The sequence below is a fragment of the Hyunsoonleella jejuensis genome, from assembly GCF_900111025.1.
In the GTDB taxonomy this organism is placed as follows: Bacteria; Bacteroidota; Bacteroidia; order Flavobacteriales; family Flavobacteriaceae; genus Jejuia; species Jejuia jejuensis.
In genome coordinates this window covers 691,434-712,636 of record NZ_FOFN01000002.1, presented here as the reverse complement: position 1 = coordinate 712,636, position 21,203 = coordinate 691,434, and the positions used below count along the sequence as shown (strand labels likewise).

Sequence of the window (21,203 nt, the reverse complement as noted above, 5' to 3'; positions counted from 1 at the left end):
TTTAATTGCCATAATTCAAAATTTGAGTATATTTGCACCTCGTTTTTAAGCAACAACAAATTTAAAGTTAAAAATAATGTCAAGAGTTTGTGAACTTACAGGAAAGAAGGCAATGGTTGGTAACAACGTGTCTCATGCAATGAATAAAACTAAACGCAAGTTTAACGCGAATTTAGTTAAGAAACGTTTTTACATTCCAGAAGAGGACAAATGGGTAACTTTAAAGGTATCTACTTCTGCATTAAAAACGATCAACAAAATTGGAATTTCAGCTGCTCTTAAAGAAGCTAAATTAAAAGGATTTATAAAATAATACGTCATAGTTTAAGTAGTATAAAATGGCAAAGAAAGGTAATAGAATACAAGTTATATTAGAATGTACTGAGCATAAAGAATCTGGACAACCAGGAACTTCAAGATACATTACTACAAAAAATAAAAAGAACACGCCAGACAGAATGGAGTTGAAGAAATTCAATCCAATCCTTAAGCGTATGACAGTTCATAAAGAAATTAAGTAATAAGTTTTACACCGTAAAGCTAAAACGTAAATACCATGGCAAAAAAAGCAGTAGCATCGTTACAAACAGGATCTAAAAGATTAACCAAAGCCATAAAAATGGTGAAGTCTCCAAAAACCGGAGCATACATGTTTGTAGAATCAGTAATGAGTCCAGACTTAGTAAACGATTTCTTAAACAAGAAATAAACGTTTATTACCACAATATATAAAGCTGCTGTCTGAAAAGAGAGCAGCTTTTTTAATGAGATAGGTACGCTATTTTGGCTTACCGTAATCAAATTAATCCCGCTTTTTTGCGGGATTTCTGTTTTAGTACTATTAAAATTTTATCTGCTTTAAGTATCTTTACAGCAGATATTTAATGACAATATTTCATGCTGCTGTAAAAGGCAAGAAAGTTGTTGCTAAATATTTGGGCGTTACCGCAACCCTTCGACAAGCTCAGGGCGAGTGGTCGGGCTTTCCGCTATATCTTTTTAAAGTGTCATTGCGAGAAGCTGGCGATGCGGCAACCTTAAAACAGGAAGTTTCTAAACTATAAATAGTCGCGCTGCTTTCTTTAAAAAGGATGCCGCTACAATCTCTAACGCACTGTTCTGTGAAAGTCAGTTTAAAACTGCCATTTACGGAATATTTACAAACCGTTGTTCGGTTTCACAACTTAACGACAAACAACAAACAAAAACATGAGTTTTTTTAAGAAAATATTCTCTTCAGAAAAAAAAGAAACCTTAGATAAGGGCTTGGAAAAATCGAAATCCAGTTTCTTTGGTAAATTAAGTAAAGCAGTTGCCGGCAAATCAAAGGTAGACGACGAGGTTCTAGATAATCTAGAAGAAGTATTGGTAACTAGCGATGTTGGTGTAAATACGACACTTAAAATTATCGAGCGCATTGAAGAGCGCGTATCTAAAGATAAATATTTAGGTACCGACGAACTTAATCAAATACTTCGAGAAGAGATAGCGGGCTTGTTATCAGAAACTAATTCTGGAGAAGATTCAGATTTTACAATTCCAGAGGGTAAAAAACCTTATGTTATGATGGTGGTTGGCGTAAATGGTGTTGGCAAAACCACGACTATAGGTAAACTGGCAAGTCAGTTTAAAAAGCAAGGCTTAAATGTTGTTTTAGGAGCAGCGGATACCTTTAGAGCAGCAGCGATAGACCAATTGCAAGTATGGGCAGATAGGGTAGATGTGCCTATCGTAAAGCAATCTATGGGCAGCGATCCTGCATCAGTGGCTTTTGATACCTTAAAAAGTGCCGTAACCCAAGATGCAGATGTAGTTATTATAGACACTGCTGGTCGCTTGCATAATAAAGTCAATTTAATGAACGAACTCACCAAGGTAAAACGTGTAATGCAAAAAGTTGTAGACGACGCGCCACACGATGTATTGTTGGTTTTAGATGGTTCTACAGGACAGAACGCTTTTGAACAAGCTAAACAATTTACGGCAGCTACTGAAGTGACCTCTTTGGCAGTTACAAAACTTGACGGTACAGCAAAAGGCGGAGTAGTTATCGGTATTTCAGACCAGTTTCAAATTCCTGTGAAATATATTGGTGTAGGCGAGGGTATTGATGATCTGCAGGTTTTTAACAAGTACGAGTTTGTAGATTCGTTTTTTAAGTAATTGGTCTCACACTATTAAATTCCCATGAGAATAACAGTCACAATTATCTTATTTGTTGTTATAGGCTTAACAAGAGTTGAAGCTCAAATATCAAATCTAGCAAACTTAGCTACTGGAGAAATGCAAATGTTTACTCCAATATATGAAGAGAATAATGATGTATATGGTTATTTTTCTCTTTTCAAGTTGGACAAAATAAGTCAGGATGAGGAGAAGTATGAATACGTGATTCTTGATAAAAACTTAAATAAAGTGGCCAATGGAGAATTTATAGATATTTTATACAAAGGGATATTTTCTAGATACTACAGACCAGATAAAATAGGTGCCAATTTATTACTTACCAAACGTTACGGTAATGCCAGTGGTTCTATTTTATTTACATCCTCTAGATTGCTTCATCTAGATAGTAATGAAATTGACACACCATTTTACATAGAAGAGCAAACTTTAAATACGGGTTTTCGAGAAGGGAAAACCATTAAAAAAGCGCAGAAGCAAAGAAAATATTTAAATCTTCCTATCGGTACTAATAATGGGTATATAGTACTTCAGATCAAAAAGAAAATGGCGAAAGAAAACCCTTTGGCAATTCAATATTATAATTTAAGAAATGAAAAAGAATGGGAGTATAATTTTGGAGGCGACATTAGGAAATCTAGTTACCAGTTCAGTGCTGTTCATGATAATGCTTTATATTTTGAATATAACACAAAGGATTATGATGAAAGTAGTAAAAAGTTAATGCAAATTGATGCTAGTACTGGAGAGCTTAATTTTAGTTATACATTGGAGCATACCAATTCAAAGTATAGCTATAGCTATATTATAAAGAAAATAGAAAATAGAACAATTTTAACTGGAAAAATAAGTCCGTATAGTCTTTCAGGATATGATCGAAATAAGGCAATAGGTCTTTTTAAAATTGTTTTGGATACCTCTGGTAACGAAGTCTTTAAGAAACATTTTTTATGGGAAGAAGCCAATGAATTTATTGAAATGAATAAAAGAGGAAAGCTAGATGAAGGGTATAAATTGTTTGCGCATTCTTACTTTGTATTTAATGATGAACGAATTATAGTGCTTTCAGAAAAATTTAAAATAGCCAATAATATTTTACTTGGACCTCATGTGAAAACGGAAGACTTTATACTGTTGGAGTTTGATGCTAATTTTAATATCATAAAAGCGGAAACTATAGAAAAGGATATGAGTAAATTTTCATCGTCAGATTTTTTATTTGCTCAATATCTGAACAATGAAAACGATGCTGTTTTCTTCTATCAAGATTATCAAAAAGATTCTGAGTCTAAAGAAAAGAATTGGATTTTAGGTATTGTTTCAATAGTTGGCGATGACATTCAGCATGAAACAATTCCCATGTCGTCTGATGATTTTTTCATTCATCCCTACATTGCAAAAGAAGGCTATATTTTACTTCGGGAATTTAATAAGAACTCTGATTTTGATAAAATTAGGCTAGAACGACTTAATTTAAATTAAGGGTTTGAGTAATGGTCTGCAATAGTTTTTATTTCGCTGAGGTTTAAGTTCCATATAAAATTTAAAAACTGTTGGTAACTTTTGCTCTGCTCCTTTGGAACAACCCTAGCCACATACCTATTAAGTTGGTATTTCTTTTTCGCATCATACATAGCGTTAAAATTAATGCCCAACCATTTTTTTAGATAATCATCATCAAAATTATTTTCTAAACGTTTCAATATCAAATAAATACTTAAGCCGTACTCGTTATTATAGAATAGATTCTCCACATAAGCTTCATTTGCAAGATGTTGTAGTGTTATAAATATACTATCTACATTAGTAGTATTAGTAACTGGAGTTTCAACTTGTAATTCTTCGAAACTCTTCTTTAATATTGCAATACGATTTTCAATTTCTGGATGGTTTTTTATGGAATCTGCATCTATTTTATCTTTGTAAAAACCATAATTATATGCCTCGAAATCTTCATTCTCCATCCATTGTTGGCTGAATGGTTGTTCGGGTAAATCAAAAACTTTTTTATAGATGGTAGAGTCTAAGGGAATAGATGGAACTGAATCATATTTTTTTAACGCAATTAATGCGTTTAAGTACTCTCGTTTTGGAGATTTGCTGTTCTTGTAAAGTAAATAACCTAAAGAATCAGCTTCTATTTCATTTTTTCTTTTTGTTTCACCTTCTTCATACAAAAGGTCTTTTAGCTTTTCAAAGGAAAGTGCACCTTTATTGTATTTATTTAATTTTAAACTTCTTGTGAAATCTGAGTTATTTCCTAATTCAGAAACATTTAAGGTTGCCTTATTTACGATACTTTTATGGCTGTGTTTAAGCAATTCGTGAGCCATTTCATGTGCCATAACTGATAATACCTGATATTCGTTTTCTAGAAAAGAAAAAAGTCCTATATTGATAATTACAGTGCCATTACCAATACTAAAGGCGTTCGGAGAGGGCTTTTTTGATAAAAAGACTTCAATATTTTTATCCTTCAATGCTATGTTGTTTACTGCCAGAATATTAAAAAGGCTATCAGTATATGTTTCAAATCGACTGTCGAAGAGCAACTTTTTGTTTTCTAAAATTTCTTCTAATTGTCTTTGATAAGCAGTATAAATTTTCAGTATTTCTTTTCTTAATTTACCTTTGTAATCTTTTTTAATATGCGCATTAAACGTTTCGTTTTTGACCTTAAAATTTGAAATTAAGTGCTTATGCTGTTCATAATCAGTAGTATCGAGTAGTTGATGGTTTTGGGAATGTACCCACGAAAAAGCACAAATTAAGCCTAGCGATATAAGGTATTTCATAAGTAGAATTCAGATTTTAAAAATAGATAATTAATCTAAAAACTTTTATATTTAACTATGAAATTCAATATTTATCATAGTTTATTGATAGAACAAAGCTTATCCAAGGTTTTCAAAGCCATATCCCAACCAAAACATTTAGATAATTGGTGGACACTAAAAAGCTCTGGTGAACCGATGCTTGATGCGACCTACAACTTAAATTTCACAAGTACTTACAATTGGTATTGTAAAGTTTCAACAGTTGAATTGAACAAATCCGTTCATTTTAAAATGACAAAATCTGATGAGGATTGGGGCCCAACAACTTTTGGTTTTGATTTGGAAGAGGTTGAAAATGGAACTTTGGTTAATTTTAGTCATGTAAACTGGCCCAAACAGAACCATCATTTTAAACATTCTTCATTTTGTTGGGCTATGTTGCTCAACGGACTTAAAAATTATTTAGAAAAAGACATTATCATTCCTTTTGAAGCTCGTAGTTAATACAAATACCACCTCGTGGAGTATACGCTTCAGCTTTATTTATCGCTAGTTTCTTTGATGAAAAACCCATTTATTGTCAATACTAATTTTTGAAAAATCACGCTGGCTGAAATAAATTTACTTTACAAAGATTTACGTATTTTTATAAAAAATGCTAACCATGAGAATTTTATTATCCTTCCTTTTAACTATACTTATTTTTAACTGCAAAAACACCAAATCGGAGGAGAAAACAACTACCGCTGATTCAGATTTAAGCGCAATTTCAACCAAAGATTTTAGGGAGTTTAAAGTTTTAGATTCTAAGTATATTGACATCAAAGCGCTTTGGCAACCTTTCGAAAAAGAATTAGAAAGCTTTACGGAAGACACGTATAATAGTTTAAAGCCATTAATTTTAGAACAAAATATTCCTACGATTCAAGGTCATATCGTAGAGGGTAAACTAACTTATGAAAAACTTGTAAAATTCTATTTATACCGCATTAGAAAATATGATAGAGAAAATGAGTTGTCTTTAAATTCTGTGATTTCTTTAAACCCTAATGTAATTAAAAAGGCTCGAGAAGCGGATAATACTAGATTTGAAATAGCTCCTCATGCTATTTTTGGAATGCCAATTCTTTTAAAAGATAACATTAATACAGCCAGCATGCCTACAACTGCTGGCGCGGTAGCATTGCAAAATAATAATACTGAGGATGCTTTTATTTTAGCGCAGTTAAAACAACAAGGGGCTATTATTCTTGGAAAAGCTAATTTAAGCGAGTGGGCATACTTTTTTTGTGGAGATTGCCCTAGTGGCTATAGTGCTATTGGCGGGCAAACACTAAATCCTTATGGTAGACGAATTATGGACACTGGAGGTTCCAGTTCAGGAAGTGGCGTAGCGGTGTCGGCTAATTTTGCGGTTGCAGCTATAGGTAGTGAAACATCGGGTTCTATTTTGTCACCTTCTAGTCAAAATTCCGTAGTCGGTTTAAAACCAACCATTGGTTTGGTGAGTAGAAGTGGTATTGTGCCTATTTCATCAACTTTAGATACGGCGGGCCCTATGGCAAAAAATGTTATTGATACTGCTATTTTATTGGATGCTATTTTTGGATTTGATGAAAAAGATTCTAAATCTATTAATCCTAAATGGCACAACACATACTATTCTGATAATTTAAAAACAGACAACTTAGAAGGCAAACGGTTTGGTGCTCCAAAACGACTTTTGGAAGATTCCTTATATGCTCAGGCGATTAACGATTTAAAATCTAAAGGCGCGATAATTATTGAAATTGAAGAAGAAAAAGTCGGTTTACCTGATTTTCTTCGGTTATTGAACTTAGATATGAAAGTGGATTTACCTACATATTTGTCAAATTATGCAGGCAAAGGTATTACTGTGTCATCAGTTCAAGATGTTATCGATTTCAACGAAAAAGATTCATTAAATACAATGCCATACGGACAAAAATTATTTAAAGGTATTGTTGCCGATAGTGCGACAGAAGAAGAATTTCAAAAGATAAAAAGTACATTAAAAACCAATGGCAAAACCTATTTTGACACGCCTTTTAAAGCACATAATTTAGATGGATTTCTCTCTATAAATAATTACCATGCAGGTTTCGCTGCGGTTGCAGAATATCCGGCAATTACAGTGCCAATGGGGTATTCTGAAGATGGAACTCCAAAAGGATTAACCTTTATAAGCAAGCCACTTTCTGAAAAGAAACTATTACATTGGTCCTATATATACGAACAAGCTACTAAAAGGCGGGTAGCTCCAAAAAATTATGATTAATTTATTAATGCATTAATCTTTTCCCATAAATCATTGTCAAAACTAGAAAGGGCTAAAGCGTCATTATTTGCTTTGTTTCCCATTCTAATTATTACTAATTTTTTACTTGGAACAATATAAATTTTCTGATCATTCTTCCCCAATGCAGCATGGGTGTCCTCGGGAGCGTTAGGAATTAATTCACCATCAAATTCTAATTGGCTTGCTGGTAAATGGTAACTGGTTTGGCCGTTTAGCCACCATAAATAACCGTACGATTTATTGATATTTTGAGATGTATTTCTTGCTTCCTCTAAAAACGGAGCAGGTACAATTTGTGTATCCTTCCATTTGCCTTTTGCATAAATCATTAAACCAAAACGCGCCATACTTCTGGCATTACTCCAATACACATTAAAGTCGGAACTTTTAATCCAAGCACCACTCATGCCAATTTTACTTTTAAGCGTATTATCAAAATAGGTATTCCAAGTATCTCCACTTGCTATAGCAACTACATCTTGCATTTTTTTATATACGTTATGATACGCCCAACGGGTGCCGGCATCAGCTTTGTATTGCAAGTTTTGTTTTGAAACATTATCACCTAAACTGTCATCTAAACCAGAACTCATAGATAACAGGTTTTTACACGTAATTAGGTTTTCTTTTTCTAAAGGGGCACTTGTCCAACCTTCACCTAAATAATCAGATACTTTAGTGTTAATGTTAATAATGCCTTCATGCTGGGCAATTCCAGAAATTGCTGTTGTTAATGTTTTGCCTGCGCTTGCCCAATACCATGGTTTTGTAGCATCATGGCCATTCATATATGCTTCAACTGCTATTTTGCCATCGTGCAAAATGATAAAGCTTTTTGAGCCCTTTTCTTCCAAAAAATTTAAAAGAGGTGGTAATTGATTAGAATTCCAGCCTAAATTTTCAATGGTGGTAATCTCCCAAACATCAGAGTTTAATGGCGGAAAATAAGTAGGTTCATTTGTGTTGGTAGTTTCTTGTGAAGGGGTTTCAGAAGTACAACCAATAGCAATACCTGTGAAAATTAGTAAATAGAAAAACTTGATTTTCATAACAGTAGGATTTCAATTTAGGACTTTCAAATATATAAAAGGTTTAATTAAGTTGTATCTTTGCGCCTTGATTTACAAATATTATGCGCACAAAATCACTTAAGAAAAATAGAATAAATGTTGTTACACTTGGATGTAGTAAGAATGTGTATGACAGTGAAGTGCTAATGGGCCAGCTTAAGGCTAGCGGAAAGGATGTGGTTCATGAGGAAGAAGGCAATATAGTGGTGATCAACACCTGCGGATTTATTAATAACGCCAAAGAAGAGAGTGTAAATACCATTTTGGAATTTATGCAGAAAAAGGAAGCTGGTGACGTGGATAAAGTGTTTGTTACTGGTTGTTTAAGTGAGCGTTATAAGCCAGATTTACAAAAGGAAATACCTAATGTAGATCAATATTTTGGCACTACAGAATTACCTGGGCTTTTAAAGGCTTTAGGTGCAGATTATAAGCATGAATTAATAGGAGAACGTTTAACTACAACTCCTAAAAATTATGCCTATTTAAAGATAGCTGAAGGTTGTGATAGGCCATGTTCGTTTTGTGCCATTCCATTAATGAGAGGTAAGCATAAATCTACACCAATCGCAGATTTGGTTGTTGAAGCTGAAAAGTTAGCTGCCAATGGGGTTAAGGAACTTATTTTGATTGCTCAAGATTTGACGTATTATGGCTTGGATTTATATAAGAAACGAAACTTAGCAGAATTATTAGAAGCTTTGGTTAAAGTTGAAGGTATTGAGTGGATTCGTTTACATTACGCCTTCCCAACAGGATTTCCTCTGGACGTTTTAGAGGTGATGAAACGCGAACCAAAAATCTGTAATTATTTAGATATTCCGTTACAGCATATTTCAGATTCTATTTTAAAAAGTATGCGTCGTGGTACTACAAAAGCAAAAACTACAAAATTATTACAAGATTTTAGGGCTGAAGTTCCTGAAATGACCATAAGAACAACGTTAATTGTTGGCTATCCTGGAGAAACTGAGGAAGATTTTCAAACCTTAAAACAATGGGTACAAGAGATGCGTTTCGAGCGTTTGGGCTGTTTTACCTATTCCCATGAAGAAAACACACATGCCTATAACTTAGAGGATGACGTGCCAGAAGATGTTAAGATTTATAGAGCAAACCAAATCATGGAAATTCAATCCCAAATTTCATGGGAATTGAATCAACAAAAAATAGGGCAAACGTTTAAAGTTGTTATCGATAGAAAAGAAGGGAATTATTTCGTTGGTCGCACCGAATTTGATTCTCCCGATGTGGATAACGAAGTACTAATAAACGCTTCAAATACGTATTTAAAAACTGGTGAATTTGCCACCGTTAGAATTATAGAAGCAGAGGATTTTGATTTATATGCTGAAGTTGTGATATAAAAAAAGCCAATAAATCATTAGCATTTATCGGCTTTTTAACGTCTCAAGGAATCCTTACGATTCTTCTTTTTTTGAACTTTGTTTGTCCAATTGTTTTTTTATCTTTTTAATGGCATTTTCAATCGATTTTTCAGGCTCTATAATATTGTATGCGCCCCAAAATTCAGGATCGGAAAAGCCAGAAGTTTGTTCGGTTAAAATAGTGGTAGGCCTAAGCATATTATTTCGTGATTTGGCAATTTTAGTTTCTGGAATTTCCCAATCAGTTACAGCCATTTCACTATTTAAGGTGTATACGCTATTAAACAATTTTCCTTTCCAGTTAACTTTAAAAGTTAAACCTATGTTACTGTAAGCATAATGCCATTTACCATTTTGTGTTCTATACTTCACCTTGTATGCAGCCTCAGTAGGGTATACGTCTACTTTTCTTGGTTTTTTTCTAACAAATATCCTGCTTGATAATTCTTTATCCTTAACATTTAAACTATACTCTGCATTAGTAAGCGCTAGCGTATTAGCATCTATGTAAAGTTTACCGTAATACATTGGTGATGTAATTCTGGGTTTTTGCTTAAAGTTTACCACATAAACCAAATTCTTGTTAATATTGGTAGAGGTTTCATAATTAAAATCATAAAGATCTATATCTTCTTCATTAAAAATATACTCAGGATATTTCACTAAATCCGTGTATAAATTACTAAAGGGCCCGCCTTGTAGTTTTAAAGCAAGCGTGTCTAACCTGTTGTAATTAGTGTTTTTTCTTGATTTTATTAACTCTATATGGTCATTACGTAAACTGCTGTAAGGTTGTTTGTGGATTTTTACAACAGCTTCAGAGAGCGATGCATTTCTGCGTCTTTTTTTAATAGTTTCTCTATAAAAAGCCGTCATTAGTGCATTTTTATTATTGTAAGCGGCACTTTTATTTTCTAAAGTTTTTACTACAAGAGTCCTAGCATCATAAGGAGGTGCAGCAATATTTATAGCTGCAAGTTCCGTAAAACTAGGTTTCAGCATAATGTTTTCATCAGTACCTAAATCTATAATATTTAAAAGCTTTCTTTCATATCCCAAATGGGTGAAAATCAATTTTTCGTCAAGGTACTTATAGGGTATTTTCAAAAGGAATTCACCATCAGAATTTGTAACTGTACTAATATTTGTGCCATCAACAATGATGTCTGTAAATACCAGTTTATCTTTTGATTCTTCGTCCATTACGGTTCCACTAATTTCTTTAATGGGCTGCGTGTTTTGCGCATGCATTGAAAAAAACGAACACAAAACTATAATGGCGACGCTTAGTTTTAAGGAAATAATATTTTTCATGATTAAATAGGTTAAATTTTTAGTTTTAATTTACGAAAAAAGCGTCTAACATTTTGTTAATCAGGTATGTTTTAACATAAAAATTAACTTTTGAATAGAAATATATTAAAAATATGTTTTTGTAATTTATAATGACATATTTATCATTTTACCTATTATGCTGCTTTATTTTTAATGGACAAAAGGTGGACATGAGCCGATTTATTTTTTTTATCCTGTCTATATAGCTACATTGGATTAAGCAAAATAAAAAATGTAAAAGGCCTTTGACAGGGTTGATTTTGACGTTAATAAGTTAATTTTTGTGTTTCCTCCATTGTCTAGTGTCAAATTATAGCAAGGTGGACACTATGGTTTTACAATAGCTGATTAAATTTTGTTTTTAGGCTGCATTATTCTTTTTCTAATTAAAAGATAAAAGATAAATATGAAAAAGTTGATATTAATTTTAGTTCTAGTCGGTTCTATTCGTTTTGTTAATAGCCAACAACTATATATGGCATATGGGCAAACCATCTCTTCATTTGACTATGAGAATTCTCGAGGACAACGTTTAGATAATTTACTGTCGCAATCAAAATCATATTTTGGTATGGGATATCGACATACGCTTAATAAAGCAAAGACCATATTTCTAAGAGGAGGGCTAACCTATAACAATTATGGTGCTATAGGTAGCGAAAATAGTGTGGATAACTATTTTGAATGGGATGTGAGTTATTTAGGATTTAAGGCAGGTACAGATATAAAATTATTGCAACATAACGATCTGTTGTTTTTTGCAAATGGATCTGTGGCATCAGAATTTATGATACGTGGAAACCAAACTATTAACAATGATGTATTCAATTTAGTTGGCGAAGAAGAGTTTAATAATAACATTTTGTTTTTAAGAGCAGGAATAAGTATGCAATATCCAATTTCAAGAGGTACAGCTTTAGTTGTAGGATATAACTATGGTAGCTCTATACTAATAAATAGCGGTATTAATGCTGAAAAACTAAAGTTAAATGCACACCAATTCGGGATAGGATTTATTGTAAATCTCCCAACGTGTTATTGTGATTTTTAAGAAAAATACGGGGTGGACAAACCATGGACGTCCTATTAAATATGAATTATTTAATCTAGTTTAGGGTAATGCTAGAAACATTTTTTAAAATGATAATCGAAAATTGTTTAAGACATATAGTGCTTTTTATTATTATAGCTTGGTTTGTGCCAACTGTTCAAGCGCAAGATAAATCAAACACTAGCACCTACAGAATAATTCGTTCTAATATTGGTGTTGGCGGTTCATCTAAGACGATTCAAACATCAAAAGGCAAATATACTATAAGCCAAAGCATTGGGCAATCTAGTGTAATAGGTACCTCTAGTAGCAATGGTTATTATTTGCGCCAAGGGTTTCAGCAACCACATAAATCTGTTAAGGTTGTTAAAAGTATCTATAACGCTTTAAAAGCCACAGTATATCCTAACCCTGCTGATTACAATGTTCATATTTCATTTGATGAAGTAACGTCTAAAAATATTACTGTGAAAATTTTTGATATCGCAGGCAAGTTATTGTATTTCAAAGATTTTCCGCCTTCAAAAAAAATACAACTAGACCTTACCAACCTGTCTTCAGGTTCTTATGTATTAAAAGCAATATCAAACGGAAAGCTGTTCAATTCAAAACTGATAAAAATATAGTACCCATTTAAAACCAAACTGTTATGAAACGGATAATTAACTTAATCTTATTTTTATTTATTTCAATATGCACATTTTCGCAAACTGATGGGATTTCTTATCAAGCCGTAATAATTGGTCCAGATGATTTAGAGTTGCCAGGTGTAGATTCTGAAGGGAATTATTTACCAAGTGCTACGATCTCTTTAAGGTTTACAATTTTAACGCCCGGGAGCGATGAGGTACATTACACCGAAATACAGACAACAACAACGGATGATTTTGGCAGAATAAACTTAATAATTGGTTCTGAGAATCACGATGATTTTGAGAAAATAGATTGGAATGGAGTGGCAAAATCTTTAAAAGTAGAGGTTGACTTTCAAAATGGAGACGGTTTTGTGGATATGAGCATAGAAAAATTAACTTACGTGCCTTACGTTGCACACAGGGATATAACAGCCACGGGGACTCTTAAGGTAGATGATGACACGTTTTTAAATAGGGAATTAACAGTTAATGGCCCAACAACTTTAAATAGCACATTGGATGTAACTGATGGAAACCCAGTAAATTTTTCAGGAGATTTAAATGTAGATGGTATTACAAATCTTAATAACACACTAAATGTTACTGGGCAGAGTGCAAGCAATTTATCAGGCGCCCTAAATGTTGGCGACCCTTCAGTCGGACCACCAGATGGAGATCCAAATGCGCCAACTGTATTAAATGGCTCACTAACTGTTGTTGGGGAATCAACTTTTACAGGATTGGTTGCCGAGGATTTAACTATTAACGAGTCTACAGAATTAAATGGTAGCGTTGCTATTAATTCTGATGCACAAATTACAATTACTTCAACATTAAGCGGTGATGATGATACCGATATTAATAATTATCCATTAAAAATAGAAGGCGGTGAACAAGGTATTGCTATAGTAGTTAATGAGAGTAGAACCAATGATAATAATTTTATCTCGTTTTGGGATAATACATCTTCTTCAAGTCCGGCTTTATCTGAAGCAAATGTAACCACTACAAATCCTACGATGTGGGGTAGAATAGAAGGAGAGACACCAGGAGAATTCGAAAATGACGCTGATTATTTATTTGATCAGCGTACATTAAGATATGATATTCTTGATGCCTCTATGGATTTGTTGTTTCAAGCGTGGGATACGGCAGTTGCCATTGGAGAAAATATTGCGGCAGCTACCGCAGTAGCCCCATGTATTGGTCCTATTCCCTGCGTTATGGGGCCGCCTCCGTCTTGGATAGTAAGTACAAAAGCTAAACTAGTTGCAGAAGGTATAAAAACTGCTGCTGCAATAGCAAACGAAGTAGTGGCCATAAACCATAAGGTAATCTATGATAATAACAGGGAACAATTTCAAGGCGTTACGTATGCATCTGGAGCCGGGGATTACGCAGAATATTTGCTTAGGGAAAATATTGGCGAAAAAATGACCTATGGAGACATCGTTGGGGTTAAAGGTGGTAAAATATCAAAAGATTTAACCGGTGCAGAAAGAATAATGGTGGTTTCTTATAAGCCAATAGTTTTGGGCAACATGCCACAAGAACAGATGGAAAACCAATATGAAAAAGTAGCTTTTATGGGACAGGTACCTGTAAAAGTATTTGGTAAGGCAAATATTGGTGATTATATAGTGCCTAGTGGAAAGAACGATGGTATTGGAATTGCAATTTCTCCATCTGATATTAAAGTTAACCAAATTAAAGATATAGTTGGCACTGCTTGGGATGTAAATCTAAGTGGGTTTAATGTAATTAATGTCGCTGTAGGATTAAACAGGAACGACAGCAGTTTAATTCTGGAAAAATTAGAAGATAAGGTAAATGCTCAGGCTCAGGAAATTAGTAATCTAAAACGTCAAATGGACGATATTTTGGCAACACTTTCGAATATTAATGAAAGTGCCGTTGTAGTTAACAAAGGCGTATCTGTAAAAAGTTCTAACGACGGTGTTGATTACCAAAACCACACAAGTAGAAAGGTTTCTGTTGTGAAATCTCCTGAGACGGATATTATTTATTTTGAAATTAATGAGCAGGATTTAGAAGCAGGTTTAGCTCTTGCCAAAAAAATGATGGAGGATTCTGGAGAATTTGAGCGCAGTAGAGAGATTTTTGAAAAATTAGAAAATAACCCTGAATATAAAAAGCGTTTTATTGGTGAATTACAGTCCAAAATAGATAAGCAGCTACATTATCATAAGGAAATAGATAAGAAAGGAAAGTTTTAATACGAATCGTATGATTTAAAAGAATGATGAAAACGCATATTTTACTTTTCCTATATATTTCACTTTCCATATGTTCCTTATTATGGGGGCAAACAACGCCTATTCCAGATGCAAATTTTGAAAATTACCTAGAAACCCATGATGCAAATGGTGTGGAAGTTGATTTGGGAGACGATACGAGTTTGGGAGACGGTATAGCTAATAATGGATTGGTTTTTTCCGATAGAATTAATGTTGTTGCTACGCTTAACCTAAGTAATTTAAATATTAATAACGCCTCAGGTATTGAGGATTTTGATAGCTTGGAGACCTTAATTTGTAATAGCAACAACTTAACTAACCTTAATGTTTCTAATAATGCTAATCTTAAATCTTTGTTATGTGGCTCTAACCAATTAATAAATTTAGACATTAGTGCGAATATTAATTTGGAAGACTTGGACTGTTCTAATAATCAAATTGTCATGCTTGATGTAACGAACAATTCATTGTTAAAAAGTATTAATTGCTCTGATAATAGAATTTCAATTATTGATGTAAGTCAAAATACAGAGTTATTGTCCTTATCTATATCAAACAACAGGGTGAATAACTTAGATATTACAACTAATACGAGTTTAGAAAGTTTGTATTGTGCCTCAAACCAAATGGTTAGTTTAGACGTATTGGCGAATACGTATTTGAAGGTTTTAGATGTTTCAAATAACGCCATTACAACACTTGATTTAACTACAATTAATACCGTTACTTGTCCAAATCCACAAACCGACCCTATAACAATTTGTCAAGGTACATCCTCTATTAACGTCTCAAATAATCAGCTTATGTTTTTAAACATAGCTAATGGTTTTAGCGATTTAATTACGTCGTTTTCTTCTGAAGGAAATCCAGATTTATTCTGTATTCAAGTAGATGCAGGTTTTACGCCACCAAACAATTGGATAAAAGACGATTGGACTTACTATGCTGAGGCTGCTTGTACCGATATTTATACTTATGTGCCAGATGATAACTTTGAGCAAGCTTTAATTAATCAGAATTTAGACGATGTATTAGATAATTTGGTGTTGACTTCAAATATCAATACAATTACAACATTGGACGTATCAAACTCAAATATCGAAAGTTTAGTAGGAATCGAAGATTTTGTAGCACTTCAAATTTTAAACGTTAGTAATAATGTCTTGGAAGATTTGGAGCTTTCAAATCTTACAGCATTATCTAACCTCGACGCTTCAAATAATAATATAAAAAGCATTGATTTTATTAATAATACAAATCTTACTTCGGTAAATTTGACTAATAATAATTTAGAAGCATTAGATTTTAGCACCAACCTTTTTCTAGCAGATTTAGTTTGTTCTAATAATACTATTCGGTCTTTAGATTTAAGCAATAATACAGCTATTACAGGTGTTGATTGTACGGCAAATACTTTGGAGGTTTTAAACTTGAAGAATGGACAAAATGTTAATTTATCAAATTTAAATGCTATAAATAATCCTAATCTTTCTTGTATTGAAACAGACACAGGTGCTGCTCCCGCAGGAGTAACTTGGACAATCGATGCCACAGCAAATTATGCCATAAATTGTGGCACTTATGTACCTGATGATGGTTTTGAACAAGCTATTATCGATGCTGGTTTTGATGTAGGTGTTCCTGATAATTATGTACCAACTGCTAATATAGTAGGGCAAACAAATTTGAACGTTGCTGGATATAATATTACAGATATAACAGGTATTCAAGATTTTTTAGCCTTAGAAATTTTTGATTGTTCTAATAATAATATTATTCATTTAGATTTAACTGCAAATACAGCATTAACAAGTATAGTTTGTAATAATAATACTTTAGAGTTTGTTGATATTAGAAATGGAAATAATACCAATGTGACCAACTTTAATGCTACCAATAATCTAAATTTATTTTGTGTTAATGTTGACGCGGCGGTAATTGGAAACATTCCGGTTGGTTGGACGATTGACCCGATTGCCGACTATAACGCCAATTGTGAAAATAACAGATACACACCCATACCAGACGATAATTTTGAGCAAGCGTTAATTAATTTGGGTATTGATGCTGGAGCGCCTGACAATCAAGTGCTAACGGCTAATATTGAATATCTTACATCGTTAAATGTTAGTGGTGAAAATATTGAAAGTCTAGAAGGTATAAAGGCATTTTTATCTTTAACAGCATTAGATTGTAGCAATAACTTCTTAGACGAACTAGACGTTAGCGGAATGGCTAATCTGCAACAACTTTATTGTGGTTCAAATTATTTTGTATCTAACAATCCTGCAAATGTAAATGGTGTTTTAAACACTACAGCAACGCCCAATTTAACACAGCTATTTTGTACAAATAATAATTTAGCAGATTTGGATATTAGCCAAAATTTCAATTTACAGGAATTGGATTGCTCAAATAATGAATTAACGGTTTTGGATATTAGTAATAACACCAATTTGGTTGAAGTGAATTGTAACAATAATAAAATCTCAATTTTCACAAGCTACAACATTGATAATTTAACATTAACTACTATAAGTTGTAATAATAATGAGTTGTCTGCTTTATTGGTGAATAAATGTTTAGCGTTAACTACCTTAAACTGTAGAAGCAATGTGTTGAATATACTTAATATTACTGCTAATACTAATTTAGAAGTTATTGATTTTTCAGATAATGAATTGACAGACATAGATTTATCGGCAACTACAAATTTAATTGGGCTTTCGGGGTCAGATAATGAGTTGACGGAAATAGACGATTTGTCATCAACAGTTTTGGAGAGTTTAATTTTAGATAACAATCAAATAAATCAATTAACGGCAGTATTAAATAATCTGCCAATACTCAAATACCTATCAGTCAATGGCAATAAATTGACAGCTTTAGACGTAGGTAATAACACTAATTTGATTGAACTCAGTCTAAATAATAATGAATTAACAAACCTGCAATTACCTGCAAATATAAATCAACTTAAAACACTTAATTGTAGTAATAATGAAATAGCAGGAGGTATAGATTTGTCCAGTATGGGTACTGGTGTATGCCCTACTGCAAATGCACGAAATCCTTTGGATTTTTGTCCAGATACCATTACCATTAATGTCGCCGGTAATCAATTGGATTTTGTTAACATACAGAATGGTGTTAATACTAATATCTCAAGTTTTTCTTCAACAAATAATCCCAACTTAACCTGTATTCAAGTAGATGATGTAAATGCTATTGGAGAAAACTGGATTAAGGATGCTGCGACAGCGTATAGCTTAGATTGTAGGTTTAGAGAAACCTATGTGCCTGATGATAATTTTGAACAAGCATTAATTAATTTGGGATACGATACTGGCGCTTTAGATAATTATGTACCAACTGCTAATATTGAAGTTTTAACAGCTTTAGATGTTAATGGAAATGCGATTCAAGACTTTACGGGTATTGAAGATTTTACCGCTTTGGAAAATTTAAATTGTTCAAACAATGCATTAAATTCAATTGATATTAGCAACAACATTAACCTAATCGAGCTAAACTGTTCTAATAACATACTAACAGAATTGGATATTACAGAAAACCCCAATATCATAAATTTAAACATTGCTAATAATGCATTTACAGCATTTAACCCGCGGATAGTTCCAACCCTTCAAATGCTTAATTGTGATGGCAATACCATTATTGAATTGGATTTTACAGGAAATACATCACTTATCAATTTAAGTTGTGCATCAAATACGTTAGAGGTTTTAAATATACAGAACGGACAAAATCCTATTCTAGCAAATTTAAATGCACAAAACAACCCTGATTTAAGTTGTATACAAACGGATGATGGTACAGCTCCTGCGGGTGTTATATGGCTAAAGGATGCAACAACCAATTATGCGATTGATTGTCATTTTGGAGAAACCTACGTACCCGATGATAATTTTGAGCAGGCTTTAATTGATTTGGGTCTTGATGTTGCCCCTCTGAACGATTATGTGCCAACAGCTGGTATTAACAACCGATCTTTTCTCAATATAAGCGCTAAAGAAATTTCAGATCTTACTGGGATTGAGGATTTTGAAGGACTCACAAATTTAAACTTTGAAAATAACACCATTACCACTGCAGATTTAAGCAACAATATACAATTAGTTAGCATTAATGCTTCAGGCAATCAACTTACAGATCTAAATCTGTTAAACCAACCTAATCTAAGGGTTTTAAATATCGCTGAAAATGGTTTTTCTCAGTTAGATTTTACTACTAATTTAGAGTTAAGGGAATTAAATATTTCTGGGAATAGTTTTACCAATTTAGATGTGAGTTTATTACTGGATTTAGAGAAATTAAACTGCGCTTCAAATCAGTTAACCGAGTTAGATGTTACCTTAAATGCTAAGTTAACAGCCTTGTTTTGCGCTTCTAACTTGTTTTTCCAAGACAACTTAAATATCCAAAACGGTGCTAATGAAACACTCTCAGTTTTTAATGCATCAAACAATCCAGATTTAACGTGTATTTTGGTAGATGACCCTATTGCGGTAATCTCTAACGTTGATGGAACGTACGATGATTGGTATAAGGATACCACGGCAAATTATCAATTGGTTTGTGATGATGCTGATAATGATGGAGTTGCAAATGAAGACGATTTGTGCCCTGGAACACCATTTGGTGAAGCAGTAGATTTATTCGGATGCCGTTTTTCGGTATTACCAGAAGATAATTTCACAATTTTGATAACCGATGAAACTTGTTTAAACAATAATAATGGCAAAATTAATATCACCACAAAAGAGTTTTACCAATATACAGCACATTTGGTAGGTGATGATTTTGATAGGAATTATACATTTACAAACAACATAGATATTCTCAACTTGCTCGCCGGAACATATAGATTGTGTTTAACCTCAGAAGAATTACCAAACTTTGAACGCTGTTTTGATATCGTTATAAATCATCCTGCAAATTTAGAGGTCATTACAGGAAAGCGAAAAAAAGGGAAGGAAGTAACATTTAACTTGTCTGGAAGTGCTAATTATAACATTGATTTTAACGGGCTGAAATTTCAAACTTCAGAATCAGAACTTACATTACAATTAGAAAATGGAAAGAATACCATAAAAATTTCTACAGATTTACCGTGTCAAGGTATGCACGAAGAGCGTTTTTTGGTGTCAAATGATATGTTCGTACACCCAAATCCATTTAAAAATAAATTCAATTTATATTTAGGAGAATTGGAAGATGAAAATGTTCAGATAAGTATTTACTCTACAATTGGAGAAAAGGTGTTTTCAAAATTGATTACTACAGAAGATAAAAGGAGCGTCAACATAAATATAGGCTATCTTGATACTGGATTATATACGGTCTCTGTTAAGTCGAAAAATTCGGTCTCTAACTTCAAAATTGTAAAGAAATGAAAAGATTAATTTACTTATTTAGTTTTAGCTTTTTGGTATTTACTTGCAGCAATCCTTCTACCATAGATCCAGACCCAAATAGTTTAGATCCGCAAGACCCAACTCTAATAAATAAACTAACAGTGAGTTTACAGTTTCCACATAAAGATGAACTTTGTAATACTGGTATTAATGTAACTCTAACCCATAGCACGGTTTTTTTTGAGTGGGAAGCGAGCGATATTGCAGAATCCTACACCATATTTGTAACCAATTTGGTTGATGGGAATACCATTCAAGAAGATTATACCGAAGACAAAATAGGAATTGTTCTAGATAGAGCGACGCCATATTCGTGGTATGTTATCTCAAAAGCTGGAACAAAGACTGCTGAAAGTGAAACATGGAAATTCTATAACGCAGGTGATGGTGTAGAAACTTATGCCCCATTTCCTGCTACTATTGATGCTCCAGCTATGGCGGCTTCTGTAAGCCCAGGTACTGTTACTTTAAAGTGGACGGGAAGCGATGTTGATAATGATATTGTTGGTTATGACGTCTATTTGGGCACTACTAACAATCCTGACATTCATGCCAATAATGTTACAACAAGTACGCTGGATGTTTCGGTTTCTTCCGGAACAATTTATTACTGGAAAGTCGTTACCAAAGATGCTATTGGCAATACTTCAGAATCTGGTGTATTCCAATTTAGGGTACTCTAGTTAAGTCTTAACTTAAATTTTAGATTTTAGAAAATTGAATAACTGTATATTTACATGTTTTTAA

The 21,203-nt window shown here is 33.1% G+C and carries 17 protein-coding genes; 14 read left to right on the top strand and 3 right to left on the bottom strand.

Annotated elements, in window-relative coordinates:
• Positions 1-76 precede the first annotated feature (76 nt).
• The 6 genes from rpmB to BMY39_RS09850 all read left to right on the top strand — a co-directional run bounded on the left by rpmB (position 77) and on the right by BMY39_RS09850 (position 3,666).
• Positions 77-313 (top strand): 50S ribosomal protein L28, encoded by a 237-nt coding sequence (rpmB, locus tag BMY39_RS09875; RefSeq protein WP_092579070.1) that lies wholly within the window; start codon positions 77-79, stop codon positions 311-313.
• A 25-nt stretch (positions 314-338) separates the two neighbouring features.
• Positions 339-521: a 50S ribosomal protein L33 gene (gene rpmG / locus BMY39_RS09870; RefSeq protein WP_092579068.1), complete on the top strand. Its 183-nt coding sequence runs from the start codon at positions 339-341 to the stop codon at positions 519-521.
• Positions 522-556: 35 nt separating this feature from the next.
• Complete coding sequence (locus BMY39_RS09865) at positions 557-709, top strand: DUF4295 domain-containing protein (protein ID WP_092579066.1); 153 nt, start codon at positions 557-559, stop codon at positions 707-709.
• A gap of 175 nt (positions 710-884) precedes the next feature.
• On the top strand, positions 885-1,064 hold the full coding sequence (locus BMY39_RS09860; protein WP_092579064.1) for a hypothetical protein: 180 nt from the start codon (positions 885-887) through the stop codon (positions 1,062-1,064).
• Between the two features lie 145 nt (positions 1,065-1,209).
• Entirely contained in the window at positions 1,210-2,163 is a 954-nt protein-coding gene (gene ftsY / locus BMY39_RS09855; RefSeq protein ID WP_092579062.1) for a signal recognition particle-docking protein FtsY, read from the top strand.
• A gap of 24 nt (positions 2,164-2,187) precedes the next feature.
• Complete coding sequence (locus tag BMY39_RS09850) at positions 2,188-3,666, top strand: DUF6770 family protein (RefSeq protein ID WP_092579060.1); 1,479 nt, start codon at positions 2,188-2,190, stop codon at positions 3,664-3,666.
• On the opposite strand, the gene BMY39_RS09845 is transcribed toward BMY39_RS09850, so the two are convergent.
• Positions 3,663-4,979 (bottom strand): M48 family metalloprotease, encoded by a 1,317-nt coding sequence (locus BMY39_RS09845; protein WP_092579058.1) that lies wholly within the window; start codon positions 4,977-4,979, stop codon positions 3,663-3,665. The genes BMY39_RS09850 and BMY39_RS09845 overlap by 4 nt on opposite strands.
• A gap of 57 nt (positions 4,980-5,036) precedes the next feature.
• On the opposite strand from BMY39_RS09845, the gene BMY39_RS09840 reads away from it, so the two are divergent.
• Both BMY39_RS09840 and BMY39_RS09835 read left to right on the top strand, forming a co-directional pair.
• A complete protein-coding gene (locus BMY39_RS09840) occupies positions 5,037-5,465 on the top strand; it encodes an SRPBCC family protein (RefSeq protein ID WP_092579056.1) in 429 nt (142 codons plus the stop codon).
• A 160-nt stretch (positions 5,466-5,625) separates the two neighbouring features.
• Positions 5,626-7,260, top strand: a complete 1,635-nt coding sequence (locus BMY39_RS09835; protein ID WP_092579054.1) for an amidase family protein — start codon at positions 5,626-5,628, stop codon at positions 7,258-7,260.
• On the opposite strand, the gene BMY39_RS09830 is transcribed toward BMY39_RS09835, so the two are convergent.
• A complete protein-coding gene (locus BMY39_RS09830) occupies positions 7,257-8,330 on the bottom strand; it encodes a serine hydrolase domain-containing protein (RefSeq protein WP_092579052.1) in 1,074 nt (357 codons plus the stop codon). The genes BMY39_RS09835 and BMY39_RS09830 overlap by 4 nt on opposite strands.
• 83 nt (positions 8,331-8,413) lie before the next feature.
• Between BMY39_RS09830 and rimO the strand changes: the two genes are divergently transcribed.
• Positions 8,414-9,718, top strand: a complete 1,305-nt coding sequence (rimO, locus tag BMY39_RS09825; protein WP_092579050.1) for a 30S ribosomal protein S12 methylthiotransferase RimO — start codon at positions 8,414-8,416, stop codon at positions 9,716-9,718.
• A gap of 54 nt (positions 9,719-9,772) precedes the next feature.
• Here the strand turns inward: rimO and BMY39_RS09820 are convergent, their stop codons facing one another.
• Positions 9,773-11,053 (bottom strand): carboxypeptidase-like regulatory domain-containing protein, encoded by a 1,281-nt coding sequence (locus tag BMY39_RS09820; RefSeq protein ID WP_092579048.1) that lies wholly within the window; start codon positions 11,051-11,053, stop codon positions 9,773-9,775.
• 427 nt (positions 11,054-11,480) lie between these two features.
• On the opposite strand from BMY39_RS09820, the gene BMY39_RS09815 reads away from it, so the two are divergent.
• From BMY39_RS09815 to BMY39_RS09795, 5 genes are all read left to right on the top strand, one after another.
• Positions 11,481-12,125 carry a hypothetical protein gene (locus BMY39_RS09815; RefSeq protein ID WP_143064765.1) on the top strand — a complete coding sequence of 215 codons (645 nt, stop codon included), beginning with the start codon at positions 11,481-11,483 and terminating at the stop codon, positions 12,123-12,125.
• Between the two features lie 68 nt (positions 12,126-12,193).
• Entirely contained in the window at positions 12,194-12,751 is a 558-nt protein-coding gene (locus BMY39_RS09810; RefSeq protein WP_092579044.1) for a T9SS type A sorting domain-containing protein, read from the top strand.
• Positions 12,752-12,774: 23 nt separating this feature from the next.
• The gene (locus BMY39_RS09805) at positions 12,775-14,997 is read left to right on the top strand and encodes a peptidase G2 autoproteolytic cleavage domain-containing protein (RefSeq protein ID WP_092579042.1); all 2,223 of its coding nucleotides are present in this window, start codon (positions 12,775-12,777) and stop codon (positions 14,995-14,997) included.
• A 23-nt stretch (positions 14,998-15,020) separates the two neighbouring features.
• Complete coding sequence (locus BMY39_RS09800) at positions 15,021-20,435, top strand: T9SS type A sorting domain-containing protein (RefSeq protein WP_092579041.1); 5,415 nt, start codon at positions 15,021-15,023, stop codon at positions 20,433-20,435.
• Complete coding sequence (locus BMY39_RS09795) at positions 20,432-21,139, top strand: hypothetical protein (RefSeq protein WP_092579039.1); 708 nt, start codon at positions 20,432-20,434, stop codon at positions 21,137-21,139. The genes BMY39_RS09800 and BMY39_RS09795 overlap by 4 nt, the downstream gene beginning before the upstream one ends.
• Positions 21,140-21,203 lie beyond the last annotated feature (64 nt).